The 26,022-nt window shown below is 57.9% G+C and carries 24 protein-coding genes and 2 tRNA genes; 24 read left to right on the top strand and 2 right to left on the bottom strand.

Annotated features, from left to right (window positions below):
* Nucleotides 1-82: 82 nt before the first annotated feature.
* Nucleotides 83-1,177 (top strand): GerAB/ArcD/ProY family transporter, encoded by a 1,095-nt coding sequence (locus GFC01_RS01835; RefSeq protein ID WP_152944936.1) that lies wholly within the window; start codon nt 83-85, stop codon nt 1,175-1,177.
* Between the two features lie 85 nt (nt 1,178-1,262).
* On the opposite strand, the gene GFC01_RS01830 is transcribed toward GFC01_RS01835, so the two are convergent.
* Nucleotides 1,263-1,360, bottom strand: a tRNA-Sec gene (locus GFC01_RS01830).
* A 236-nt stretch (nt 1,361-1,596) separates the two neighbouring features.
* Here GFC01_RS01830 and GFC01_RS01825 point away from each other — a divergent pair.
* The 19 genes from GFC01_RS01825 (at nt 1,597) to GFC01_RS01735 (ending at nt 20,955) form a co-directional block, all read left to right on the top strand.
* Nucleotides 1,597-2,559: a polyprenyl synthetase family protein gene (locus GFC01_RS01825; RefSeq protein ID WP_152944935.1), complete on the top strand. Its 963-nt coding sequence runs from the start codon at nt 1,597-1,599 to the stop codon at nt 2,557-2,559.
* A 202-nt stretch (nt 2,560-2,761) separates the two neighbouring features.
* Nucleotides 2,762-3,409 (top strand): precorrin-2 dehydrogenase/sirohydrochlorin ferrochelatase family protein, encoded by a 648-nt coding sequence (locus GFC01_RS01820; RefSeq protein ID WP_152944934.1) that lies wholly within the window; start codon nt 2,762-2,764, stop codon nt 3,407-3,409.
* Nucleotides 3,378-4,706, top strand: a complete 1,329-nt coding sequence (gene hemA / locus GFC01_RS01815; RefSeq protein WP_152944933.1) for a glutamyl-tRNA reductase — start codon at nt 3,378-3,380, stop codon at nt 4,704-4,706. Before GFC01_RS01820 ends, hemA begins: the two co-directional genes overlap by 32 nt.
* 207 nt (nt 4,707-4,913) lie before the next feature.
* Nucleotides 4,914-5,855, top strand: a complete 942-nt coding sequence (hemC, locus tag GFC01_RS01810; protein WP_152944932.1) for a hydroxymethylbilane synthase — start codon at nt 4,914-4,916, stop codon at nt 5,853-5,855.
* On the top strand, nt 5,848-7,374 hold the full coding sequence (gene cobA / locus GFC01_RS01805; RefSeq protein ID WP_152944931.1) for a uroporphyrinogen-III C-methyltransferase: 1,527 nt from the start codon (nt 5,848-5,850) through the stop codon (nt 7,372-7,374). Before hemC ends, cobA begins: the two co-directional genes overlap by 8 nt.
* Before the next feature lie 28 nt (nt 7,375-7,402).
* On the top strand, nt 7,403-8,578 hold the full coding sequence (nirJ1, locus tag GFC01_RS01800) for a putative heme d1 biosynthesis radical SAM protein NirJ1 (protein WP_152944930.1): 1,176 nt from the start codon (nt 7,403-7,405) through the stop codon (nt 8,576-8,578).
* 20 nt (nt 8,579-8,598) lie between these two features.
* Complete coding sequence (gene hemB / locus GFC01_RS01795; RefSeq protein WP_152944929.1) at nt 8,599-9,585, top strand: porphobilinogen synthase; 987 nt, start codon at nt 8,599-8,601, stop codon at nt 9,583-9,585.
* A 92-nt stretch (nt 9,586-9,677) separates the two neighbouring features.
* Nucleotides 9,678-10,688, top strand: coding sequence for a putative heme d1 biosynthesis radical SAM protein NirJ2 (gene nirJ2 / locus GFC01_RS01790; RefSeq protein ID WP_152944928.1), 1,011 nt, complete (start codon nt 9,678-9,680; stop codon nt 10,686-10,688).
* Between the two features lie 2 nt (nt 10,689-10,690).
* Nucleotides 10,691-11,146 carry a siroheme decarboxylase subunit alpha gene (ahbA, locus tag GFC01_RS01785; protein ID WP_152944991.1) on the top strand — a complete coding sequence of 152 codons (456 nt, stop codon included), beginning with the start codon at nt 10,691-10,693 and terminating at the stop codon, nt 11,144-11,146.
* A 2-nt stretch (nt 11,147-11,148) separates the two neighbouring features.
* Nucleotides 11,149-11,628, top strand: coding sequence for a siroheme decarboxylase subunit beta (gene ahbB / locus GFC01_RS01780; protein ID WP_152944927.1), 480 nt, complete (start codon nt 11,149-11,151; stop codon nt 11,626-11,628).
* Between the two features lie 18 nt (nt 11,629-11,646).
* Nucleotides 11,647-12,942, top strand: coding sequence for a glutamate-1-semialdehyde 2,1-aminomutase (hemL, locus tag GFC01_RS01775; protein WP_194174745.1), 1,296 nt, complete (start codon nt 11,647-11,649; stop codon nt 12,940-12,942).
* Nucleotides 12,943-13,247: 305 nt separating this feature from the next.
* Complete coding sequence (locus tag GFC01_RS01770; RefSeq protein ID WP_341473699.1) at nt 13,248-13,499, top strand: TM1266 family iron-only hydrogenase system putative regulator; 252 nt, start codon at nt 13,248-13,250, stop codon at nt 13,497-13,499.
* Between the two features lie 92 nt (nt 13,500-13,591).
* Nucleotides 13,592-15,034, top strand: coding sequence for an aspartate ammonia-lyase (locus tag GFC01_RS01765; protein WP_152944925.1), 1,443 nt, complete (start codon nt 13,592-13,594; stop codon nt 15,032-15,034).
* Between the two features lie 161 nt (nt 15,035-15,195).
* Nucleotides 15,196-16,464 carry a [FeFe] hydrogenase H-cluster maturation GTPase HydF gene (hydF, locus tag GFC01_RS01760; protein ID WP_152944924.1) on the top strand — a complete coding sequence of 423 codons (1,269 nt, stop codon included), beginning with the start codon at nt 15,196-15,198 and terminating at the stop codon, nt 16,462-16,464.
* Entirely contained in the window at nt 16,461-17,621 is a 1,161-nt protein-coding gene (gene hydE / locus GFC01_RS01755) for a [FeFe] hydrogenase H-cluster radical SAM maturase HydE (protein ID WP_152944923.1), read from the top strand. The genes hydF and hydE overlap by 4 nt, the downstream gene beginning before the upstream one ends.
* Complete coding sequence (hydG, locus tag GFC01_RS01750; protein WP_152944922.1) at nt 17,590-19,005, top strand: [FeFe] hydrogenase H-cluster radical SAM maturase HydG; 1,416 nt, start codon at nt 17,590-17,592, stop codon at nt 19,003-19,005. The genes hydE and hydG overlap by 32 nt, the downstream gene beginning before the upstream one ends.
* Before the next feature lie 205 nt (nt 19,006-19,210).
* Nucleotides 19,211-19,852 carry a redox-sensing transcriptional repressor Rex gene (locus GFC01_RS01745; protein WP_152944921.1) on the top strand — a complete coding sequence of 214 codons (642 nt, stop codon included), beginning with the start codon at nt 19,211-19,213 and terminating at the stop codon, nt 19,850-19,852.
* 45 nt (nt 19,853-19,897) lie between these two features.
* Complete coding sequence (locus GFC01_RS01740; RefSeq protein ID WP_243137146.1) at nt 19,898-20,392, top strand: TIGR00725 family protein; 495 nt, start codon at nt 19,898-19,900, stop codon at nt 20,390-20,392.
* A gap of 164 nt (nt 20,393-20,556) precedes the next feature.
* Nucleotides 20,557-20,955, top strand: coding sequence for a secondary thiamine-phosphate synthase enzyme YjbQ (locus GFC01_RS01735; RefSeq protein WP_152944920.1), 399 nt, complete (start codon nt 20,557-20,559; stop codon nt 20,953-20,955).
* Between the two features lie 141 nt (nt 20,956-21,096).
* Here the strand turns inward: GFC01_RS01735 and GFC01_RS01730 are convergent, their stop codons facing one another.
* Complete coding sequence (locus tag GFC01_RS01730) at nt 21,097-22,086, bottom strand: AAA family ATPase (protein ID WP_152944919.1); 990 nt, start codon at nt 22,084-22,086, stop codon at nt 21,097-21,099.
* A 332-nt stretch (nt 22,087-22,418) separates the two neighbouring features.
* Here GFC01_RS01730 and GFC01_RS01725 point away from each other — a divergent pair, with 332 nt between their 5' ends.
* The 4 genes from GFC01_RS01725 (at nt 22,419) to GFC01_RS01710 (ending at nt 25,852) form a co-directional block, all read left to right on the top strand.
* Nucleotides 22,419-23,489, top strand: a complete 1,071-nt coding sequence (locus GFC01_RS01725) for a hypothetical protein (RefSeq protein ID WP_152944918.1) — start codon at nt 22,419-22,421, stop codon at nt 23,487-23,489.
* A 36-nt stretch (nt 23,490-23,525) separates the two neighbouring features.
* Nucleotides 23,526-25,052, top strand: a complete 1,527-nt coding sequence (locus GFC01_RS01720) for a vWA domain-containing protein (protein WP_152944917.1) — start codon at nt 23,526-23,528, stop codon at nt 25,050-25,052.
* Nucleotides 25,053-25,271: 219 nt separating this feature from the next.
* Nucleotides 25,272-25,359 (top strand) — tRNA-Leu (locus GFC01_RS01715).
* Between the two features lie 196 nt (nt 25,360-25,555).
* A complete protein-coding gene (locus GFC01_RS01710) occupies nt 25,556-25,852 on the top strand; it encodes a hypothetical protein (protein WP_152944916.1) in 297 nt (98 codons plus the stop codon).
* Nucleotides 25,853-26,022 lie beyond the last annotated feature (170 nt).

Below are 26,022 nucleotides of genomic sequence, written 5' to 3'. Positions count from 1 at the left end.
TTATAAAAGGAACAACGATAATACATAGAACCGGTGTAAACGCTTTACAATAAACCCGTAACCATCCCTTTGAGGTGCGGGTATGCATGAGCGGGGGAAAATTTCCGGTTTGCAAATTGTTTTCCTGTTGATCAATCTGGTGGGAGCCACCGCCATGGTATATCTGCCCGGTATTACGGCCACCGAAGCGGGAAGGGATTCCTGGATGGTGGCCTTGCTGGCCACCCTGCCGGGTATTTACGTAATTCTGGTTGTTACAGCCCTGGGCAAACGTTTCCCCAACCAGACAATGATTCAATATATGGAAACCCTGCTGGGCCCCCTGGCGGGGAAATTGCTCGCCCTTATTTATATCCTGTTTTTTTTACATATCAACGGCGTGATTGTCCGGGAGTTTGGTGAACTGGTGGCCACGGCCATCATGCCCACCACCCCCCAGGTGGCCTTTGCCGTGGTGCTGGTGATGGTATGTACCTATGGCGTATACCAGGGGTTGGAAGTAATTGCCCGGGTAATGGAACTGATTTACCCCACCATTTTAATTCTCTTCGGGCTGGTGCTGCTCCTGGTATCAGGACATATGGACCCGGGCAACCTTTTGCCAGTAATGGAAAACGGCATAAAGCCGGTACTGCGGGGTAGCCTGGACCCCATTGCCTGGCGGGGGGAAGTGTTCACCCTGGCCATGCTCATGCCTTACCTGGCTCGACCGGAAATAGCCCGGCGCAACGGAATTATCGCCATAATCGCCATCGGGTTCATCCTGGTCGTAGATGCCATGACCAGCACGGCCGTTTTTGGCGTGTCCACCGGGCGGTTGAACTACGCCACCTTTGAAATTGTCCGCCTGGCGGGTTTTGGACAATTTCTAACCCGGCTGGATGCCATCTGGATTGCCATCTGGGTGCTGAGCATTTTCGGCAAGGTGGGTTTGTTTCATTTCGCCACAGTCATCGGCACCGCCCAGCTACTCAGACTAAAAGACCACCGGGTAGTGCTCATCCCTTCAAGTATCCTGCTCATAACCATGTCCTTGAGCCAGTTTGACAACGTCACCGAGATGGTCGAGTTTATCGTTGGAGCATTTATTCCGTACGCCTATGTAATTGAAATAATCATTCCCACTTTTTTATTAATCCTGGCCTGGCTCAAGGGGAAAACCCGTGCCAGATGGTAAACCGGTCGGACAAAGGGAAATCTTACCGGATAGGAAATAAAAGGCGGCCGGAAAGAAAAGCCGACCGCCAGTGGACACCGGGAATTGGCGGGAGTGTGTGAGAATCGAACTCACCCGGGACGGGACTACCGCCCCACGACTGGTTTTGAAGACCAGGAGGGCCACCAGGCCCCATCCACTCCCGTTAAGAACAATACATATTATAACATGAATCCTTCGGACAGGCAATTGCCAGCCGGCATAAGGGCCTGTTAACAGCCATTGATTTTCAATCCAAAATATTATAACCTATGACAGGGAATTTGCCCGGGCAAACCTGTCGTTTTTCCGTCCGGGGAGGATTTCGCCCTTTTCTGTGGAATACTCTTTTTTTAAGCTGGCCGGGGTTTTTATTTGCATACAGGCAGGTGCTGGAAATAATGCTACAATTCTTTCAGGAAATAAAGGATGAACTGGCCGTGGTGGAACGGGAATTACAAAACGCCCTGCAGACCCCGGATCCTTTGCTTACAGAGACGGCCACCCACCTGCTTAAAGCCGGCGGGAAAAGATTGAGGCCGGCTTTCAGCCTGCTGGGAGGAAAATGCTTTAATTTCAACCTGGAGCGGATTCTGCCCCTGGCTGTGGCTCTGGAGTTAATTCATATGGCCACTTTAATCCATGACGACGTGGTGGACGACGCCCAAACACGCCGGGGCAAACCCACCATCAGGGCCTGCTGGGGGAACCGCATTTCCACCCATGTTGGAGACTATTTATTTGCCCGGTCCCTGATTATAATCGCCCGTTATGATAATCCCCTGATTCCCCGGGTGCTGGCCGATACCAGTGTGAAGATGTGCGAAGGGGAGATCCAGCAGATTTCCGGTTCCTTTACCGAGGATCAAAGTGTCAGGGATTATTTTTACCGCATAAACCGCAAAACCGCCCTTTTAATTGCCGCCAGTTGCCAGCTGGGGGCCGTGGCCTGTGGCGCACCGGCGGATATTCACCTGGCACTGCGCCGTTACGGGCACTATCTGGGCATGGCCTTCCAGATCACCGATGATATACTGGATCTGGTGGCCAGGCAGGGACAACTGGGTAAACCGGTGGGTAGCGACCTGCGTCAGGGGATCATCACCCTGCCGGTCATCTATGCCCTGGAACAGAGTCCCCGGCGGGAATACCTGAAAACATTGATTTTATCCCGGGAAAAGGATGAAAAACAAATCCAGGAAGCAATCAACCTGATCCTGGATTGCGGTGCCATCGAACATTCGGCGGCCATAGTGCGGAAGTATGTGTTCAAGGCCAAAGAAGCCCTGGGTGTCCTGCCGGAAAAACCGGCGAAGAATATTCTGGGTGCCATTGCCGACTTTATAGGTGTTAGAAAATTCTAGTATGAAAAAGGGGATACCGGTTGGATTCGCCCGAACAGTGGCAGTTTCACCCCAGGGTTGTCAGTTCAGGTCTCAGGTAGTATAATGATGCGTAAAGCCTTTTGTTTTCCCGAAAGACCCTTGCCGGTTCGTTTTCCTGAACGGTATCAGAAGATTCTAATGGATATCCGTAAATATCGACGGTAGCAGGGAATGGTGGTACTTGGCCAGGTGCTATCCCATTTCGCTGGTGCTGGCCGGTCGCCCCTGCCTGGTGGTTGGCGGCGGCCGGGTCGCCGAGCGTAAAATCCTGTCCCTTCTGGCCTGCGAAGCGCGGGTGAGGGTAGTCAGTCCCATCCTCACCCGGGGTTTACAGGCAATGGCCGAAAAGGGCCAGATTGAATACCGGCAAGGGGAATACCGGCCCGCCGACCTGGAAGGCATTTTTCTGGTGGTTGCCGCCACCAACCGGGATGAGGTTAACCACCGGGTGGCCCGGGAGGCCATGGAGAGAAACTTGCTGGTCAATGTGGTGGACGACCCCCCCTACGGTAACTTTTACGTTCCAGCGGTGGTCAGGCGGGGAGCCCTGCAAATAGCCATTTCCACCGACGGCAAAAGTCCCCTGCTGGCCCGCCGGATCAAAGAGGAACTGGAAAAACGTTACGGTCCGGAATACGGCCTGCTGGCCGACCTGCTGGGGGAAATCCGCGCAGACCTGCTGGAGCAGACCGTCGATCCCGTAAGACGGCGTAACGTATTGACTGCACTGGTTGATGATCAGGTGCTGCGACTGCTGGCCGCGGGAGAACTGGAACAGGCAAAGGAGAGAGTGATTAATGCTTATCATCGTGGTCGGAGTGAACCATAGAACAGCACCGGTGGAGGTGAGGGAAAGGCTGTCTTTCCCGGAGCATTCTTTGGGCAACTTCCTGGACCGGTTAAATAACTACCCGGCCATTGAAGGGTGCGTCATAATCTCCACCTGCAACCGGACGGAAATCTACGCCGCCACCCGCAAGCTGGATGAAGGTTTAAACGCCATCTGGGATTTTTTGTCCCAGAAATCGGGGGTGGACATTTCGGAGATTAAAAATTACTCCTATACCCACACCCTTTATGACACCATCCGCCACCTCTTCCGGGTAGCGGCCGGTCTCGATTCCATGATTCTGGGCGAAACCCAGATCCTGGGGCAGGTAAGGCAGGCCTACCAGATGGCCTGCCAGCACGGGTCCACCAACCGGGTGCTGAACACCCTTTTTCAACAGGCCATCACTGTGGGCAAACGGGTACGCTCGGAAACCGGTATTGACCAGAATGCCGTATCCATCAGCTATGCGGCTGTGGAACTGGCCAAACAAAAATTTAAAGATCTTAGCGGCCGTTCGGTACTGGTCATTGGGGCCGGGAAAATGAGCGAACTGACGGCCCGCCACCTGGTGGCCAACGGCGTTTCCGGCGTAATTGTTTCCAACCGTTCTTATCAGCGGGCGCTGAAGCTGGCCGTCCAGTTCAACGGCCGGGCGGTAAAGTTCGACCAGCTGTATCATTACCTGGCCGAGGCAGATATCGTGATCAGTTGCACCGCCGCCTCCCACTATGTGGTGCGCCTGAAGGATGTGGCCGGGGTTATTGCTGCCCGTCAGGGCAGGCCAATCATGATGATCGACATTGCGGTACCCCGGGATATAGACCCGGCGGCAGGCAAACTTCCCGGCGTAACCCTTTACGATATCGATGACCTGCAACAGGTGGTGGATCAGAATCTGGCCCAGCGCAAAAAGGCCGCTGTGGTGGCGGAAAGTATCATTGAAGAAGAGCTGGAGCAATTCATGCAGTGGTTGAGCATGCAATTTGTGGTGCCCACCATTGCCGCCTTGAAACAGCGGGGGGAAGAAATCAAGAAAAAGGAACTGCACCGGGCGTTAAACCGCCTGGGAGACATCTCCGAGCATGATCGGAAGGTGGTGTCCTCCCTGGCCAATTCCATTGTCAACCAGTTGCTGCATGTGCCGGTGACCCAGTTGAAAGCCTACGCCCTGACACCCGAAGGGCATCTGTATATGAAGGTACTGCAAAACCTTTTTCAACTAAGCATTCCCGGTGAAGAACCAAAGTCCTTTGAAAATGCTCCGGGGCAGGGAAACGTGGCCACCGGCCTTTAGGGTAAACACCGGAGAATTTACTGGAAGCCGGGAACTTGTCCCAAAGAAGAGCGAACAAGAGGACCATCGACCATCATTATTATCCATACCCGAACGAACCCGGACAGGATAGCTAAAAACCAACGGTCCGGCATATCCCCGTGTTTAACGGAAAGAATAAAACCAGGCCCGTCGGCGGCCCTTTTGTTATGTTGGAGGCTTTAAGGAATGCCCAAAGAGATTGTCATCGGCACCCGGGACAGCCAGCTGGCCATGTGGCAGGCTCGCTGGGTGCTTAATCAGCTGGAGCGGCGTTATCCCGGGCAACCCTTTGTACTGCGGGGGATGAAAACGAAGGGCGACCATGTTCTGGATGTGGCCCTGGCCAAAATTGGCGACAAGGGCCTCTTTACCAAAGAACTGGAAATAGCCCTGGACCGAGGGGAAATCGACCTGGCGGTACACAGTATGAAGGACCTGCCCACCCGCCTGCCGGAAGGTCTGGCCATTGGCGCCTTTTGCCGGCGGGAATATCCGGGAGACGTGCTTATATCCCGCCGCGGGCTGACTCTGGAACAGCTGCCGTCCGGGGCACGGGTAGGCACCAGCAGTCTGCGCCGCACTGCCCAGCTGTTACACTTCCGGCCCGATTTGCACATGTTCGCCATCCGGGGAAATCTGACCACCCGGCTTAAAAAACTGGAAGAATTAAACCTGGACGCCCTGGTGCTGGCCTATGCCGGTGTGCACCGCCTGGGAATGGACCACCGCATCACCCAGCGGATCCCCCTTTCCACCTGCCTGCCGGCCGTGGGCCAGGGGTCCATCGGCATCGAAATCCGGGCCGGCGATGAATATATCCAACGGATGCTGGCCCCCCTGGATGATCCCGCCTCCCGGGCCGCCATTACCGCCGAACGGGCCATGATGAAAAAATTGGAGGGCGGATGCCAGGTGCCCATTGGTGCCCTGGGACGGGTGGAAAACGGACGGTTGTTTCTGGAAGGGGTGGTGGCCAGCCTGGACGGCCGGCAATTGATCCGGGAAAGGATCTGCGCTTCACCCCACCGGGCGGAAGAAGCGGGCGCAATGCTGGCCGAAAGGCTTTTAGTCCTGGGGGCCGGGGAGATTCTAAAAACCGCCAGACAGGAGTTCGGTATTCATGAATAAAGGGATGGTTTATCTGGTGGGAGCCGGTCCCGGAGATCCGGGGCTGCTCACTGTCAAGGGCCTGGCCTGTATACAAAGGGCCGCCGTTATTGTTTACGACCGTCTGACCGGCCCCCACCTGCTCACCCATGCCGCACCGGAAGCGGAGTTGATTTATGTGGGCAAGAGCCCTGCCGGACACGCCATGACCCAGGAGGAAATCAACGCCCTCCTGGTGGAAAGGGCCTCCCGGGGGCAGGTGGTGGTCCGCCTGAAGGGAGGCGATCCCTTCCTTTTCGGCCGGGGCGGGGAAGAGGCGGAAGCCCTGGCCCGGGCAGGCATTCCCTTTGAAGTGGTGCCCGGCATTACCTCGGCCATCGCCGTGCCGGCCTATGCCGGCATTCCGGTCACCCACCGGGATCTTACCTCCACCCTGGCCATTATTACCGGCAATGAAGATCCCCGCAAAGAGGATTCCAGCATCCAGTGGGACAAACTGGCTACCGGGGCGGGCACCCTCGTTTTTTTAATGGGCATGGCCAATCTGGACCGGATTACCGAACAGCTGATAAAACACGGCCGGGATCCTAAAACACCGGTGGCTCTGATCCGCTGGGGCACCCGGGTTGAACAGCAGACCGTAACCGGCACCCTGGAAAACATCGCCTTCCGGGCCAGGGAAACCGGTCTGACCAACCCGGCGGTAATCGTGGTGGGGGAAGTGGTGGCCCTCAGGGAAAGGCTGGCCTGGTTTGAGAAAAAACCCCTTTTCGGCAAAAGGGTGCTGGTCACCCGCTCCCGGGAACAGGCCAGCGAACTGTCGCGGATCATTGAAGATCTGGGCGGGGAAGCCCTGGAGTTTCCCACCATTGCCATAATGGAACCGGAAAGTTATGCGCCCCTGGATGCGGCCATCGAACGGCTTGGTTCCTACCGGTGGGTTATTTTCACCAGTGTCAACGGTGTACATTTCTTTTTCCGGCGACTGAGGCAAAGGGGCCGGGATGTGCGGGATCTCCACGGCGCAAACCTTTGTGCCATCGGCCCTCAAACAAGGCAGGCCCTGGAAAGGTTCGCCCTGCAGGTTACCCATATGCCCGACGAGTACCGGGCGGAAAGGATTGTTGCCGGCCTTGGGGAACAGATCAACCCCGGGGACCGGGTACTTTTACCCCGGGCCGACATAGCCCGCAAGGCGCTGGCCGAAGCGCTACGGGATCTGGGCGCCGTGGTGGAGGAGGTGGTGGCCTACCGCACCGTCCCGGCCGGGGGAAATGCCCGGTTGATCCGGGAACTGCTGGCGGAAGGGAGAATCCATGTGGTCACCTTCACCAGTTCTTCCACCGTACGCAATTTTGTGCAGCTTCTCCAGGAGCCCCATCTGCCCCGGCTGTTGGAGAAAACCATGGTGGCCTGCATCGGCCCCATCACCGCCCGCACCGCCCGGGAAATGGGCCTGCCCGTGCATGTACAGGCCCGGGAATACACCATCGCCGGACTGGTTCAGGCCATACTGGAAGCGGCAGTTAACGCCCAATAACCACCTCCAGAAGGGATGTATAGGGGTTATGATCAGCATAAGCAAATTACTCTGCGGCAGTGAAAATTTTGGCGACATCCTGCGCTACAGCCCCTCCTCCGGCAAACAAATCCACGGCGCCGCGGCCGGGCACGGCCCGGTGGTGGTCTGGAATATGACCCGTAGCTGCAACCTGCGCTGCATCCATTGTTATGCCAGTGCCGGCAGCGAAAGACATCCCGGCGAACTGAGCACAGGCGAAGCCAGGAAGTTTATTGACGGCCTGGCCGAGTTTAAGGTGCCCGTGCTCCTATTCTCCGGCGGCGAACCCCTGATGCGTCCGGACTTTTTTGAGCTGGCCGAATATGCCGCCGGACGAAACATCCGGCCCACCGTGTCCACCAATGGCACGCTGGTTACCCTTGAGGTGGCCCGGCGCTTGAAGGAAATTGGCGTGGGGTACGTGGGCATCAGCCTGGATGGTACCGGGGAAGGCAACGACCGGTTCCGGGGCAAGAAAGGCGCCTTTGAAGCCGCCCTGGGGGGCATCCGCCACTGCCTGGAGGTGGGGCAGCGGGTGGGCCTGCGTTTTACCATCAACCGGCACAACTACCACCAGCTGGCCGACATATTTGATCTAATTGAAAAGGAAAAAATTCCGCGGGTATGTTTTTATCATCTGGTGTACAGCGGCCGGGGCCGGGAAATGGTTGACGAAGACATTACCCACGCCCAATCCCGGGCCGCCCTGGACCTGATTATGGAAAAAACGGTCTATTTCCACCGGCGGGGCATGCCCGTGGAGATCCTTACGGTAGACAACCACGCCGACGGGGTATATATTTATTTAAAACTGCTGCGGGAAGACCCGGCCCGGGCGGAACAGGTCTACCGGTTGCTCAAACAAAACGGCGGCAACCGCACGGGCATAGCCATCGCCGCCGTGGACTGGGAGGGATACGTCCACCCGGACCAGTTCACCATGCATCACACCTTCGGCAATGTGCGGAAGAAGAGTTTCGGGGAAATCTGGACCGATTTATCCCAACCCATCCTGGCCGGGTTGAAAAACCGGCGGCCTCTTTTGAAGGGACGCTGCGCCCGCTGCCGCTGGCTGGACCTTTGCAACGGAAACTTCCGCAGCCGGGCCGAAGCCGTGTACAACGATTTCTGGGCGCCCGATCCGGCGTGTTATTTAACAGACGAAGAGATCGGTGCGGCCTGAAAAAGGAGATGACTTTCCTCATGCCCTTTCCTATAGTTCGACCGCGGCGTCTGCGGGCGAATGAAACCATACGCCGTCTGGTGCGGGAAACCAGCCTTTCGGTGGACGATCTGATCTATCCTGTTTTTGTCACCCACGGGCGGGGTGTAAAAAAAGCAGTGGAAGCCATGCCGGGGGTTTACAACTTCTCGGTCGATACCCTGCTGGAGGAACTGGCCGCAGTGGATGAACTGGGCATCCCCGGAATCATCCTTTTCGGCATCCCCCGGCAAAAGGACGAACGGGCTAGCGAAGCCTACGACGACCAGGGTATAGTACAGCAGGCAATCCGGGCCGTCAAGGAGAAATTCCCGGCCATGCTGGTGATTACCGACGTCTGCCTGTGTGAATACACCAGCCACGGCCACTGCGGTATTGTGGAGAACGGTTGCATTTTAAACGACCCCACCCTGGAGCTTTTGGCCCATACGGCCCTTTCCCACGCCCGGGCCGGAGCAGATATGGTGGCCCCCTCGGATATGATGGACGGCCGGGTGGGTGCCATCCGCCGGGAACTGGACCGGGCCGGTTACCAGGACGTATCCATCATGGCCTATGCGGCCAAATACGCTTCGGCCTATTACGGTCCCTTCCGGGAAGCCGCCGGCTCGGCACCCCAGTTCGGCGACCGCCGCTCCTACCAGATGGACCCGCCCAACGCCCGGGAAGCCCTGCGGGAAATCATCCTGGACATCCAGGAAGGGGCGGACATCATCATGGTCAAACCCGCCCTGGCCTACCTGGATATTGTCCGGCAGGTACGGGACCGCTTCGACCACCCGGTGGCCGTATACAACGTCAGCGGTGAATACGCCATGGTCAAGGCGGCCGCCGCCCGGGGGTGGATTGACGAACGGCGGGTCGTCCTGGAAACCCTCACCGGCATGAAACGGGCCGGGGCCGATATTATTCTCACCTACCACGCCATAGACGTGGCCCGCTGGCTGCAGGAAGGTGCAGGAAGGTAAGAATTAGACTTCCGGGCGATTCTAACCCACCTGTTGCATCGTCCGGCCTTAAAGTTAAGGGTTTTAATACCGGCTGGAGAGGATGATAACCCTTGCTGGTATCCTGGAACACCACCAACGCCTGTAATCTGGCCTGCGCCCACTGCTACCGGGACGCCGGCGCCCGGGCGGAGGATGAGCTCTCCTCTGTCGAGGCAGCGGCGTTGATTGATGAAATTGCCCGGGCGGGCTTTAAGATTATGATCTTCAGCGGGGGGGAACCCCTGTTGAGACCCGATATTTACGAACTGGTGCGCTACGCCGCAGGCAGGGGACTGCGCCCGGTTTTCGGCACCAACGGCACCCTGATCACCGGAGAAGTGGCCGAAAAATTAAAAAGGGCCGGTGCCCTGGCCATGGGCATCAGCCTGGACAGCACCGATCCCGGGCAACACGACCGCTTCCGCGGCCGGGCAGGATCCTGGCAGGCGGCGGTGGAGGGCATGCAGGCCTGCCACCGGGCGGGTTTACCATTCCAGATTCATACCACCGTGGTGGAGTGGAACTACCACCAGGTGGAGGCACTGACCGATCTGGCGGTGCAGCTGGGGGCGGTGGCCCACCACGTCTTTTTCCTGGTCCCCACCGGACGGGCGGTGAACATTGAAGAAGAATCCCTGCGGGCCGAACAGTATGAACGCCTGCTGCACCGGTTGATGAAAAAGCAAAGGGAAGTGCCCGTTGAAGTAAAACCCACCTGCGCCCCCCAGTTCATGCGCATCGCCGCCCGGATGGGCCTGAAATTGCGCTTTCAAAAGGGGTGCCTGGCCGGCACGGGTTACTGCATCATCAACCCGGTGGGAGACGTGCAGCCCTGCGCCTACTTAAACATTCCGGCGGGGAACATACGGGAAACCCCCTTTCAACGCATCTGGGAGAAAAGCCCGGTTTTTTTGAGACTGCGTACGGAAGAATACGGCGGCGGCTGCGGCTCCTGCCGGTACCGCACCGTCTGCGGCGGCTGCCGGGCCCGGGCATATTTCTACCACGGGGATTACATGGCTGAGGAACCCTGGTGCCTGTACCGCAAAGGCAGGGAAGCCATGCGGAGGGAGTCATCGTGACCATGGATAACCTGGACAAACAGCTGCTCAACTTAATCCAGACCAACCTGCCCGTAACACCGGAACCATACCGGGAACTGGCCGAAACCCTGGGAACCAGCGAGGAAGACGTACTGGCCCGGCTGGAGCGTCTGATTGCCCGGGGGGTCATCCGGCGGCTGGGAGCCATTTTCGACTCCCGTAAAGTGGGCTATAGCGGCACCCTCTGTGCCATGAAGGTACCACCCCCGCAGATTGAGCGGGTGGCGGCGGTGGTCAACAGTTTCCCGGGAGTCACCCATAATTACCTGCGGGAGCACGAGTATAACATGTGGTTCACCCTGCTGGTGGATTCCCCCGCCCGGGTGGAAGCCATTCTGGAGGAAATCAAAAGGAAGACGGGGATCAGTGATATCCTGAACCTGCCGTCCACCAGACTTTTTAAAATCCGGGTAAACTTTGACCTGGGGGAGGCGTGAGCATGCTCAGCGAACAGGACAAAGCCATTATCCGGGCATTACAGGAGGGCCTCCCCCTGGTCAGCCGCCCCTACCGGGCACTGGCAGAAAAACTGGGCATGGACGAGGAAGAGCTCCTGGCCAGGGTGAAGGATTTTATCCACCGGGGGGTAATCCGGCGATTTGGCGCGGCAGTGCGCCACCAGGATCTGGGTTACGTGGCCAACGCCATGGTGGTCTGGGAAGTGCCGGAGGAGCGGGTGGAAGAAGTGGGCCGTTTGATGGCCAGCTTTAGAGAGGTTTCCCACTGCTACCAGCGGCCGGCCCACCCTCCCCGGTGGCCTTACAACCTGTTCACCGTGGTGCACGGGCAAACTGCCGAGGACTGCCGGAACATAGCTTTAAAGCTTTCCCGGATCAGTGGCATTGATAATTACCGCTTGCTTTTCAGTGTAGCCGAGCTAAAAAAGAGCAGCATGAAGTACTTCACCGAGGGGAAATAACACAGGTGGTGAGAATAGTTGATCCTACGCTTTGAACAATCAAAAAGAATGTTTACCGAAGCCTGCCGGTACATGCCCGGCGGGGTGAACAGCCCGGTGCGGGCCTTTAAGGCTGTAGGAGGTCAGCCCGTGTTCATCAGCCGGGGCAACGGGGCCACGCTCTATGACGTGGACGGCAACCAGTACATAGATTACGTCCTTTCCTGGGGACCGCTGATCCTGGGTCACCGGCACCCGGCGGTGATGGCGGCGCTTCAGGAGTGCCTGGAAACCGGCACCAGCTTCGGCGCCCCTACGGAACTGGAAACGGAACTGGCCAGGACCATTGTGGCAGCCGTCCCTTCCGTGGAGATGGTGCGTCTGGTCAACTCGGGTACCGAGGCCACCATGAGTGCCCTGCGCCTGGCCCGGGGCTATACGGGGCGGAATAAAATCGTTAAATTCGAGGGGTGCTACCACGGCCACGCCGACTTTTTGTTGATCAAAGCCGGCTCGGGGGCGCTGACCCTGGGGGTGCCCAGCAGCCCCGGCGTGCCCCCGGCCACGGCGGCCACCACCATCACCGCCCCCTATAACGACCTGGATACCCTGGAGCAGATCTTTGCCCGGGAGGGGGAAGATATCGCCGCGGTAATTGTGGAGCCGGTAGCCGGCAATATGGGCGTGGTGCCTCCCCGAAAGGGCTTCCTGGCGGGACTCCGGGAAATCACCCGCCGCTATGGGGCTTTGCTGATCTTTGACGAAGTAATGACCGGCTTCCGGGTGGCCTACGGCGGGGCCCAGGAACTGTATAACATTGATCCGGATTTAACCTGCCTGGGCAAAATCATCGGCGGCGGGCTGCCGGTGGGTGCCTATGGCGGCAAGGGTGTAATAATGGAAAGGGTGGCCCCGGCGGGGCCGGTTTACCAGGCCGGCACCCTCTCGGGCAATCCCCTGGCCGTTTCCGCAGGCCTGGCCACCCTGCAGGTACTCAAGCAACCGGGCACCTATGCCGAACTGGAGCGCAAATCCGCCCTGCTGGAGCGGGGGCTGCGGGAGACGGCCCGGGAGGCGGGGGTGCCCGTAACCTTTAACCGGGTGGGCTCCATGCTCTGCGCTTTCTTTACGGACCGGCCGGTGGAGGATTACGCCTCGGCCTGCACCTCGGACACCACCCGCTTTGCCGCCTTTTTCCGTTCCATGCTGGAGCAGGGCATTTACCTGGCCCCGTCCCAGTTTGAAGCTGCCTTCCTCAGCCTGGCCCATACGGACGAACATATTGCGAGGACGGTAGAGGCCGCCCGAAAGGCCTTTGCCGTGGCTGGAAGTTGACTTCCTCCAGGCAATTGAACCAGCCCATAGAACTTAATCCGGATAAGAGCCCAAAAACGGGCGGTTCCGGCGGCTAAAATGTCTTGTCAATTTAATCCTTAAAGGGTATAATGAAAACGGAATCAATTCCTGACGGTCCGGGGGCGGTCAGTCCCAGCCGGAGGGAAGGGTAAAACCGCATACAAGGCCCTGCGCAAAGGGGAAGCGCCTGTCTGCTAGGGGTGGAAAGGAATAAGCCAGGTGGAAGGGCTTCTTTTGCGTATGGTAAAAGAGGCCCTTATATTTTTTTACCAGGGGGAAAATCAGTGGAAAGGCGCATCGGGGTAATAGGCATTGTGGTGGAGGACCGGGAACAGGCCGCCGCCCGTTTAAACCAGATCCTGAGCGAACATGCGGACATTATCGTGGGGCGCATGGGTATCCCCTACCGGGAAAAAAACCTGGCCGTCATTTCCCTGATTATCGACGGCACCACCGATGAAATCGGGGCTTTGACGGGCAAAATAGGCAACCTAAAAGGGGTTAAGGTGAAAAGCGCCCTGGTGACCAGGGGATGAAACAAGCTTTTTTGCAGTAAGAAAAGGCAGCGGCCCCTGCAAAGGGAAGGATGACCGCCGCTGCCTGGTTATAAAGCGAAGGTGGGGAGAAGATGTCCTACCGCGTGGAAAGGGATATGCTGGGGGAAATGCCCGTACCGGCCGGTGCCTACTACGGCATTCATACGTTAAGGGCCCGGGAAAATTTTCCCGTTTCCGGTTTCCCCGTCCATCCCCGGCTGATCCGGGCTCTGGCCCTGGTGAAGGGCGCCGCCGCCGCCGCCAATGTGAAAGCCGGCCTGCTGGACGAAAAAACCGGCGCGGCCATCCAGCAGGCGGCCGCCGAGGTGGCCCGGGGCCATTTTTACGACCAGTTTATTGTGGACGCCCTGCAGGGAGGGGCGGGCACTTCCACCAACATGAACATGAACGAAGTGCTGGCCAACCGGGCCTGCGAACTCCTGGGGGGACAAAAGGGGGATTACCACCTGGTGCACCCCCTGCATCACGTAAACCTGTCCCAGTCCACCAACGACGTTTATCCCACCGCCTTAAGGGTTGCCGCCGTGCAGATGGTGCTGGAGTTAAGCGGGGAAATGGCCCGGCTGCAGGGGGCGCTGCAGGAAAAGGAGGCGGCATTCGCCGGCATATTAAAACTGGGGCGCACGGAAATGCAGGATGCGGTGCCCATCACCCTGGGACAGGAATTCGGCGCCTGGGCCGAGGCCATCGCCCGGGACCGCTGGCGGCTGTACAAGATGGAGGAAAGGCTGCGCCAGGTCAATCTGGGCGGCACGGCGGTGGGTACCGGCCTGAACGCCCGCCGGCAGTACATCTACCAGGTGATCGAGGAACTGCAGGCGCTGACCGGACTGGGTCTGGCCCGGGCGGAAAATACGGTGGACGGCACCCAGAACGCCGATGTTTTCGTGGAGGTTTCCGGCCTGGTAAAGGCGGCGGCGGTAAACCTGGCCAAGATGGCCGGGGACCTGCGCCTTTTATCCTCCGGCCCCGGGGGCGGGCTGGCGGAAATCAATCTCCCCCGGCTGCAGGCCGGCTCTTCCATCATGCCGGGCAAGGTGAACCCGGTGATACCGGAAATGGTCACCCAGGTGAGTTACCAGGTAATCTGCGGCGACCAGGCCATTGCCCTGGCCGCCGCCTCAGGCCGGCTGGAGTTAAACGCCTTTTTGCCCCTGATTGCCTTCAACCTGCTCCACGGCCTGGAGATGCTCACCAACGCCGCCGTCCTCTTGCGCACCCGTTGCATCGAAGGAATTACGGCCAACGAGAAACGCTGCCGCTTCTGGCTGGAGGAAAGCCGGGGGGAAGCAACCGCCCTGGTGCCCTACATCGGTTATGAAGAGGCCTGCCGTCTGGTGGAAAAAGCCATGGCCGACGGTAAAACCATCCGGGAAACGGCACGGGAAAGCGGCTTTTTCACAGCGGAAGAACTGGACATTATCTTTGCGCCGGGAGAACTGACCCGGCCGGGCATTGCCGGCTCCCGTAAACTAAAACACAAACTACCCACCCAAAACAATCATTTTGATTAAACCACACTCCCAGCTGAAACATTTTCAGCGAAGAATTACAAATAAGACAGAAGATGGAGAATACATCCGCAGAAGGAAAGAAACCCGCTGGCAGCCATAAGGAAGTACATGTTTTAAGTGAGACTAAAACGGCACCTAATTTTACAGAAAGGGCTGGTGTCATGGCCATCAGTTTTAACTCCACCCGTGAACCGGAAACCGCTTCCCTGAACACCACCCCCCGGGGAAGCAGGCTGCACATAGCCATCTTCGGCCGGCGCAACGCCGGTAAATCCAGCCTGATCAACGCTTTGACCAACCAGAGGATCGCCATCGTCTCCGATGTGCCGGGCACCACCACCGACCCGGTTTACAAATCCATGGAAATCCTGCCCCTGGGGCCGGTGGTAATCATTGACACCGCCGGCATCGACGACGTGGGGGAACTGGGCTCCCTGCGGGTGGAAAAGGCCATGGGCGTCCTGGCCAAAACCGATATTGTCCTGCTGGTGGTGGATCCGGAAAAGGGGGTGGGGGCATATGAGCGGGACCTGATCCGCAGGGCGGAAGGGGTACCGGTGCTGGGGGTGGTGAATAAAATCGACCGTTACCCCGATGCGGCCAATGAAAACTGGAGCGAAAGGTTGGGCATACCGGTGGTGGCTGTCAGCGCCCTGACGGGACAGGGTATTGAAAAATTAAAACAGGAGCTCATTGCCCGGGCGCCCCGGGACTGGACCGCCCCCACCATTGTGGGGGATCTCATCTCCCCCGGGGATACGGTGGTGCTGGTGGTACCCATCGACCTGGCCGCCCCCAAAGGCCGCCTGATCCTCCCCCAGGTGCAGACCATCCGAGACATCCTGGATCACGACGCCATGGCCCTGGTGGTAAAGGAAAGGGAGCTGAAAAAAGCGCTGGCCGGCTTAAAGCAGCCGCCCCGGCTGGTGATCACCGACTCCCAGGCCTTTTTGAAGGTGGCTGCCGATACGCCGCCCCACGTGCCCCTGACCTCCTTTTCCATTCTCTTTGCCCGCTACAAGGGGGATCTGCCCGCCCTGGCGGCCGGGGCATTGGCGGTGGACGACTTGAAACCGGGGGACAGGGTGCTCATTGCCGAAGCCTGCACCCATCACCGGGTGGAAGACGACATCGGCACGGTAAAAATACCCCGCTGGCTGCGGCAGAGGGTGGGCGGAGCGCTGGAATTCAAATGGGTCAGCGGCATGGAACTGCCCGCCGACCTTGCGGATTATAAACTGGTAATCCACTGCGGCGCCTGCATGATTAATCGCCGGGAAATGCTCCACCGGCTGATGCAGGCCAGGAGTGCCGGTGTGCCCGTGGTGAACTACGGTGTGCTCATAGCCCACATCCACGGCATCTTGAAACGGGCACTGGAACCCTTCCCCGCCGCCAGACAAATTATTGAGGAAGGGGAGGGACTATGAGCCCCGCCGGAGGAAATGGCCATACCACCACCCAACCGTCCGGAGGAAGGGGGTCTACCGCCAGCAGCGGCATCGTCACCATCCTGGCCAGAGCCCTCAGGGAAGAAACCCTTTCCCCTGGAGAGATTGGGGCCCTGCTGGCCGCCGGCCCCCGGGACCGGCCGGCCCTCTTTGCCGCCGCGGATGAAATGCGCCGGCGCCATGTGGGGGATGATGTCCACCTGCGGGGCATCATTGAATTCTCCAATTACTGCCGGAACAACTGCCTGTACTGCGGCCTGCGCCGGGAAAACCGGCGGGTTAAACGCTACCGCATGGAACCGGTGGAAATAACGGACGCCGCCCGACAGGCCGTCAATATGGGTTTTAAAACCATCGTCCTGCAGTCGGGGGAAGATCCTTACTATAATGGAGATGTGCTGGCCCGCATCGTCAGTGAGATCAAGGAACTGGACGCAGCCGTCACCCTTTCGGTGGGAGACCGGAGGCGGGAAGAGTATGAGCTGTGGCGCCGGGCGGGGGCCGACCGCTACCTCTTGAAGCACGAAACGGCCGACCCGGAACTGTTTGCCCGGCTGCGCCCCGGCACCACCCTTTCCCAGCGGCTGAAACGGTTATACTGGCTGCGGGAACTGGGTTACCAGGTGGGTTCGGGAAATATGGTCGGCCTGCCCGGGCAGACAACGGAAATCCTGGCTGCCGACCTGCTGCTTTTAAAGGAACTGGATGTGGAAATGGCCGGCATCGGCCCCTTTATCCCCCACCCGGAAACGCCCCTGGGAAAATGTCCCCCCGGGGACTGGCAGTTAAGCTTAAAGGTGCTGGCCGTGGCCAGGCTGCTGCTGCCCAAAGCGCACCTGCCGGCCACCACCGCCCTGGGCACCGTCCACCCCCGGGGCCGGGAGATGGGGCTTAAGTGCGGCGCCAATGTGGTTATGCCCGATGCAACACCCCTGCAATACCGCGCCCATTACCAGATCTACCCGGGTAAGGCCGGCCTGGAAGCGGACACGAGACGGATACTGGCGGAACTGCACAAAATGATCCATTCCCTGGGCAGGCGGGTGGCCGCAGATTACGGTCACACCCCGAAATGGGAAAATATTATATCGGGGAGGAATTATTATGCGCCAATGGGAACCGGCCACCTTTATTGATGAAAACAAAATCAACTCCTTGCTGGAAGAGGCCAGAACGGCCCCCCGGGAAATGGCCCGGGAAATCATCACCAAAGGGGCGGAGGCCAAAGGGCTATCCCCTTATGAAGCGGCAGTATTGCTTCACGTCGAGGACCCGGATACCCTGGAATTGATGTATGATACGGCCTACCGGGTGAAGGAGGGCATTTACGGCCGGCGGCTGGTCCTGTTCGCCCCCCTGTATATCAGCAATTACTGCATAAACAACTGCCGTTACTGCGGCTACCGCCGGGACAACGGGGAACTGAACCGCCGCCGGCTGACCATGGACGAAATCCGGGAGGAGGTCGTCGCCCTGGAGGCCATGGGCCACAAGCGCCTGGCGGTGGAAGCGGGGGAGCACCCCCGGGAATGTCCCATTGATTATGTGCTGGAAGCCATACGCACCATTTACGAGGTGAAAGACAAAAACGGCAGCATCCGGCGGGTAAACGTGAACATTGCCGCCACCACCGTGGAAGAGTACCGCCTGCTCAAAGAAGCCGGCATCGGCACCTACATACTCTTTCAGGAAACCTACCACCGCCCCACCTACCGGGCCATGCACCCGGCGGGACCCAAGCGGGATTACGACTGGCACACCACGGCCATGGACCGGGCCATGGAGGGCGGCATCGACGATGTGGGCATCGGGGTGCTCTTCGGCCTGTACGACTACAAATTCGAGGTACTGGGCCTCCTTTTCCACGCCCTGCACCTGGAAGAGTGCTTTGGCGTGGGACCCCATACCATTTCTGTACCCCGTCTGCGGCCGGCTTTGAACATTACCCTGGACAACTTCCCCCATTTGGTGCCGGATAACGAATTCAAAAAGCTGGTGGCCGTGCTGCGCCTGTCCGTCCCCTATACCGGCATGATCCTTTCCACCCGGGAGGCGCCGGAATTTCGGGATGAACTGATTTCCGTGGGTATCTCCCAGATCAGCGCCGGTTCCTGCACCGGCGTGGGGGGATATAAAAAGGAAATGGATCAGGGCTGCCGGGAGGAGGACGGTACGGCCCAGTTCCAGGTGGAAGACCGGCGCAGCCCGGACGAAGTATTGCGCAGCATATGTCAGTCGGGGTATATTCCCAGCTATTGCACCGCCTGCTACCGCAAGGGCCGCACCGGAGACCGGTTCATGGCCCTGGCCAAGACCGGCCAGATCCAGAACGTCTGCCAGCCCAATGCCATCCTCACCTTCAAGGAATACCTGATGGATTACGCATCCCCGGAAACCCGGCGCATCGGGGAAGAAACCATTGCCCGCCACCTGAACTACATTGAAAACCCGGTGGTACGCCGGGAAACCATGGCCCGGCTGGAGATGATTGCCGCGGGCGCACGGGATCTCTACTTTTAAATAATGGCCGCCCACCATTCCCCGGGGAGAAACTTCTCCTCGGGGCTTTTCTTTGTCGACCGGGAAAAAGTTATTTGACAGACCGGCAATATAAGTGATATAACATATTTAATATGTGAATTTTATAACTAGACGGGTCTTTCATCAGGGCATTAAACGGCCTTTTGCGGTAATAGATGAAGACCACACATAGGGAGGCGATTTCATGAAAACCTTGCGAGTACCAGAGGCCACCGTAACCAGGCTCTCGGTATATTCCCGTTTTCTAGAACGCCTGGACCGCAATGGCATCACCACCGTTTCCTCCGGTGAAATTGCCGAAGGGGTGGGGGTGAGCCCGGCCCAGGTACGCAAGGACCTGGCCTATTTCGGTGAGTTCGGCACCCGTGGGGTAGGCTACAATGTAAAGGACCTGATGAGATATACCAAAAAGATTTTAGGCCTGGACCAGAACTGGCCGCTGATCCTGGTTGGGGCCGGCAATCTGGGCTACGCCCTTTGCACATACAAGGGATTTAACAGCCGGGGCTTCCAGATCGTGGGCGTATTTGACAATGACCTGACTAAAATCGGCAAGAAGATTGCCGAGCTGGAAGTGCTGCCCATGGAAAAGATGCCGGAAGTAATTGAAAAACACGGGGCGCGCATCGGCATCGTGGCCGTGCCGCCCCGGGCGGCCCAGGAAGTGGTGGACTATATGGTTAAAAACGGCCTGGAGGCCATATTGAATTTCGCCCCGGTGGCCCTGAACCTGCCGGAAGGAATCGAAATACGCAATGTGGACCTGTCCGTAAAACTGGAGATCCTCACCTTCAACCTGGGCTTCAAATCGGCCCAGCACCTGTAATTAAAACGGCCCGGCCATTGGTGAGGGGTTGGGGCTCGAATAAATATGAAAGAAATGACGTACATTGGTGTGATTGGCGGTGCCCGCTGCACTTCAGTCGAGAAAAAGCTGGCTGAAGAAGTGGGGCGGGAAATTGCCGGACAAAAGGCTGTATTAATCTGCGGCGGCCGCGGGGGTGTTATGGAGGCCGCCGCCCGGGGCGCCCGCCGGGCCGGTGGGCTGGTCATCGGCATTCTGCCCGGTCATGACCGCCGGGAGGGCAACCCCTATCTTTCCGTATCCCTGGCCACCGGACTGGGAGATGCCCGTAACGCCATAATTGCCTGTGCCTGCGATGTGCTCATTGCCATTGGCGGCGGCTACGGCACCCTTTCGGAGATCGGCCTGGCCCTGAAGATGGGAAAACCGGTGGTTGGTCTTCATACCTGGAACCTTGACCGGCCGGGTCATGGGGACGACATCCACAGAGCCGCCGGCGCCCGGGAGGCGGTAATGCTGGCCGTGAAGTTGGCCCGTTTACCGATAGGAAACGCACCGTAAAACTGCCACGAAGGATATCCCCACGGAATAAAATCCCCCGGCAATCACCGCTCCCTTACAAATGGCGCCACCGGACAGGTAAATCCCTGTGGAAAGGAGATGGAATCCGGTCTGCAAAGGGAGCACCCGGCACAAACACCGGGTTTTACGGACCGGAACAGAGGATGATCCATACATTTAACGTCCAATCCACCCAACGATGCCAGCTGCTGGACATCACACCCCAGATCCGCCGGATCATTGAGGCAGAAAAGGTAGAGGAAGGCGTCTGTCATATTTATGTGCCCCATACCACCGCCGGGTTAACCATCAATGAACATGCCGACCCCTCGGTGGTCCGGGATATTCTGGCCCATCTGGAAAAAGCCGTGCCCCGGAACGGAGACTACCGCCACCTGGAGGGAAATTCCGACGCCCATATTAAAGCCAGCCTGACCGGCTCTTCCCAAACCGTCCTGGTGAGCAACGGCCGTTTGTTGCTGGGCACCTGGCAGGGAATTTTCTTCTGTGAGTTCGACGGCCCCCGGCAGCGCAAGGTGCTGGTGAAAGTGATTCCCTGCTAGCCGGATATTTTTCAGCAGCTACCATGGGAACGCTCGTTTTTCCCATTGTTTTCGAGGAAACCTGGGTGCACATTATACACTGAACACAGGAGTGAGCGGGAAAACATCATGCCCGCAACAGGTCGACAGAATTGGCACACTTTAAAAGTTAAACCGGGAAAGATCCACCGGCTCCTGATCCCCTTCTTCCTCATCCGCAGTTATGGAAAGGGAAGGAAGCCCAATTTCACCAGGGGACGTTGCCTGCTCCTTTGACCCAACCTCCGGCAGCAAACCATCCAGCTGTTCCCGGACCCTTTCCACATCCTCCCGGTGCTTGAGGAGGACATTCAGGCTACCGGCCACCACATCCGCATCCAGCTGGCCGGCTTCCAGTACCAGCAGGGTGCGGGCCCAGTCCAGGGTTTCGGCAATACTGGGGCTTTTTTTCAGGGGCAGGCGGCGCAGGGTCTGGACGAATTCCACTATTTGTCCGGACAGTTGCCTGTTCAGTCCGGGGGCCTTCAGGGCAATAATGGCCCGCTCCTGTTCCGGGTCGGGATAAGGAAGATAAAGGTACAGGCAGCGTCTCTTCAGGGCGTCGCTTAATTCCCGGGTGTTGTTGCTGGTGAGCAGGGTAAAGGGAATGTGCTTCGCCCGGACGGTTCCCAGTTCCGGAATGGTTACCTGAAACTCGGACAGGGCCTCCAGGAAAAAGCTTTCCAGTTCCTCGTCGCTTTTATCCACTTCGTCCACCAGCAAAACCACCTGTTCATCGGCCAGAAAAGCCTCCAGCAGGGGCCTGGCCAGCAAAAAGTCCGGTGTGTAAATATCCTGCCGCAGTTCTTCCCAGCCCCGTTCCTTTCCCATGACAGCCTGGATGTATAATAACTGCTTTTGATAGTTCCACTGGTAAAGGGCCTTTGCCTCATCCAGACCGGGGTAACACTGCAACCGGATCAAACGGGTTTGCAACGCTCCGGCCAGGGCGGTGGCCAAAGACGTTTTGCCCGCCCCGGCCGGGCCTTCCACCAGCAGCGGCTTGCCCAAACGGGCGGCCAGGAAAATGGTCGTGGCCGCCTGACGGTTACACAGGTATTGTTGTTGCAGGAGACCGTCAGCCACACTGCGCACACTGCGAAAAAGAGACATGGTTTATCAATCCTGGTTACCTGCTGATCATTCTCAGGGGGCCTCGCCGCAACCAGGACTGCGCTCCTTTCGTATCATATTTGCCCGCCCTTAAAAGCTGCTTCGCGATAGGAAACCCCAACCGCTCCAACTCCCATTTTTACCGGTTTTATGCTTTGCACAATGGTAGCCATAACAGAAGTTAATCAAAAACACCTCGTAGCAGGGAGTACCGGGCAGCCGGGCGAAAAATCCTGAAATGGTAAGTTGGTGGCCCGTATTCCCTTGACGTAAGAAAATAAAGTTGCAAAATATAAAGAAGGAGACTCGCAGGTTGCCGGGGGAAGAAAAACGTGCGCATAGAAATTCTGACCCGCAATATGGATTTAAAGCCGGCCGTGCTGACCTTCCTGGCCGGACAGCCGGGCCTGTGCACCAGCGGAAATACGCTCCGGGTGAACGGGCTGCACATGACTGATGGACGGAACTACCTCTATTTTAGCACCGGCAAGTGGGAATGGGCGGAAAAACTGGTCCCCCGCCTTTTTACCATTATTCCCCACGCATACGGGCCCTCCTATTTTGAACCGGCCACCGACCAGAAAATCCTGGTTACGGCCACGGCCCGGCCGCCGGCGGAAATTATGGAAAGGCTCTCCTTGCTGGAGCACCTGGACCTGGAGGCCGGTGAACTGGCCGGTAACTTTGAACTTTCCTGGCAGTCCAGGGATGTGCGGGTAACCTGCCCGGTGTCCCTGATGGTCCAGGGTGGCGTGGCCACAGCTAAAATCAAGTTTATCACCCATTTCCGGGATGCGGAACATCATTGCCGCCAGGTTATTAATAAAATCTCCCTGGTGGAAGTGCTCCAGGTATTCACCCCGGAAGCAACGGGGCCCCGGTTCCAGCCGGTGGCCGGGGCACTGGCAGCGGTGGCCAAAACGGATATATCCCCGGAAAACCGCGCCCGCTTTTTGAACCACTTCGCCGGGCAAATCTCTTACCTGGAAGGGGAAGAAGCCTACCGGGCCTTTTTCGACCGGCAAAACCACCTGACCTTTCGCCAGGGCAACCGGGAGGGAACAGTGGAACTGTACCTGGAAAGGGTGGACCTGCTGACCCCGGCACTAATCAAAGAACTGGTCGATCCGCTGGGAATAAAAGAAATTTCCCTGCAGCAGGAAATTGAACAGGTAACCCTGGAACCGGGGGAACTGATCCGTAACCTGGGGTTAAACAAAGACCGCCAGTTTCACCTCTTCACCCGCCGGGAACCTTTCCAGGCCTGTTATGACATTAAACAACGCAGGATGGAAATCAAGGCTGCGGTAAACCTGCTGGATCCTGCTGCCGCTGATAAACTAAAACAATTATATCATGACATTAAACAGTTTACCGCACGAGTTACGGCCAGTGCCATTTAAATTGCTCACCATTGTTAGTTTAGGAAGGGATGGAGCTTGGTTGACCTTCTTATTGCCTTTTGCCGGTACCTGCGCCTGGCCGGCATACCGGTATCCACCGGGGAAGTACTGGACCTGATGCACGCCCTGACTCTGCTGGAACCCTCCCGGGAAAATTTCCTGCTGGCGGTAAAGACCACCCTGGCCAAGGGAAGGGTAAACGAAAGGGAACTGGAAAAGTTATTCCACTTTTACCTGCGCACTGCGGCCAAAGGGCCGGCTCCCATCCCCACACCACAAAAACCGGCCATCCCCAACCCCGCTCCCCGCTTAACCCCACAGGAATTTTCCACCCGCCTGGCACAGATGAAGGACTGGCTGCGGCAGGAAATGGCCCGTGCCCGGGAAGGGGAGGAAGGCAACTCTGGCCGGGGTGGTGGACCGGGCGGGCAGGCCACCGGAAGGGAAACCGGTGTTGCCGTGGCAAGGGGATGGCAAAGGGACCGGACAACCGCTTTCAAGCAGGTGCCCCTCTACAACCGCCTTTTTATGGTCCTGGAAAGGGGCGGGGAAGAGGAACTGGCCACCCTGGCCGCGGAGGCACTGTCCGCCCTTACGGAAGCCAACAACGGGGCAGGGGAAAGTGTGCAGGAAACGCTGACCGGGCTGAAGGCCCTGCTGGACTGGAACACCGTGCGGGAACATCTGGAACAACCTTCCATGAGAGAAGCCCAAAAACTTATCTGGCGTGAAAAGCTCCGCAAACTGGAAAATATATTGCGCACAGGTATAGAAGAAAAACGCTGGCGGCAGCAGCCCGAAAGGGAACTGGAAAATATGGCCCGGCGGGCAAACCTGGCGGAACGATCCTTTGCCCATCTCAATCCGGAGGAACTGGCCGAAGTAAAACGCCAGGTGGTACGGCTGGGGCGGCAACTGGCCACCCGCCCTGGCTACCGCCACAAACCGTCCCCCCACGGCATGGTGGATATAGCCCGCACCGTGCGCCTGGCCGCCACCACCGGCGGCGTGCCCCTGCAGCTCTGCCACATGCGCCGCGAACCCGGCCGGCCCGATGTGGTGCTCCTGTGTGACCTGTCCGGCTCCGTCGCCCCCTATAGCCGGTTCATGCTCCTCCTGGTCCATACCATGCAGAACAAATTCCAGCTGGCCCGTTCCTTTGCCTTTGTGGACGCAGTGGCCGAGATCACCGGGCTGGTTAAAAACCAGGACCTGGAGCGGACGCTGGTCCACATCCAGCGCCAGACGGGCATCTGGCAGACCGGTTTTTCCGATTACGGATCCGTCTGGAAGCAGTTCCGCCGGGAGTACCTGACGGTTTTAAACAATAAAACCACCCTGATTATCCTGGGTGATGCCCGGAACAACTACAAGCCGCCCGAAGTGGACCATTTCCAGGAGATCTGCCGCCGCGCCCGGCAGGTGATCTGGCTGAACCCGGCCCCCCGGGAACACTGGGAAGGGGAGGACAGCATCATGGGCCTGTATGCCCCTTACTGCCGAAGAGTACTTGAATGCCGCAACCTGGCTCAGTTGACCCGGATCGCCCGGGAGATTTTTTAAACGACCATTTCACCAGCGGGTGAACCACTCCAACCGCCCGGCCTGCGCTCCGTGAGATTTTAAAGGGATACACATTTCGCGACAAAAAACACCTTGACATTCCCTTAACAATTTTGTAGACTAATAATCGCCGGAAAGAAAGGGTGTTGTAAGCCTCCTGAAATTACCCCTTGTCAAAATACTCCCTGGTATGATAGAATAACAGTTGTCAATGAAAATGCGGCAGTGGCGGAATTGGCAGACGCGCAAGATTCAGGTTCTTGTGGGCGGAAAGCCCGTGGGGGTTCAAGTCCCTTCTGCCGCACCAACCCAGTAAAATCAAGGCCTCCGGGGATCGAAAACCGGGGGTTTTTAATTTTTCTGCATACAATACCCCGAAAAAGGTCTTGCACTTAGTGGGGGGAACCCCTGCCGGTAAATACTATAAACCAGCGTAAGGTAAAAAGGATTGTTTTTGCTCTTTTGTCAGTGTAAAATGGAGGTGATGAAGGCAGGTGATGGCCATGCCGGAAGAAGCGATCAAGGAGATGGCGGCCACCAGCGAACAACCGCCCGGCAATGAACCGCCGCGTCATCTGGTGTCCCAGGAATTCTTTTTCCTGCTTCAGCGGATCGACCGCCTGGACGAGAAATTTACAGAGCGGATTGACCGGGTGGAAAGCAAGCTGACTAGCCGGATTGATCATGTGGAAGAAAAGCTAGGCGAGCGGATTGACAATCTCCGTTTTTGGGCCATAGGCGCAGTAATTGCCATTATTGCCGGATTTGCCGGAACCATTGTAACGCTGGCGCTACGTTAAACTAGCCAAATGATATACAAAAAGAGGAGTACCGGGATACCGGTGCTTTTCTTTTTATGAGAAAAATACGAAGACTTTTTCATTCTGAAATTAGCCGTGCGCAACAGGTTCATGCTGTTCTTTGGATGATGAATGGGTGGTGGGATGGATTTTCCCCTGTTCGAGGGTGG

The organism is Desulfofundulus thermobenzoicus (assembly GCF_009428905.1).
Taxonomy (GTDB): domain Bacteria; phylum Bacillota; class Desulfotomaculia; order Desulfotomaculales; family Desulfovirgulaceae; genus Desulfofundulus_A; species Desulfofundulus_A thermobenzoicus.
This window is presented reverse-complemented; position numbering and strand designations above follow the sequence as displayed.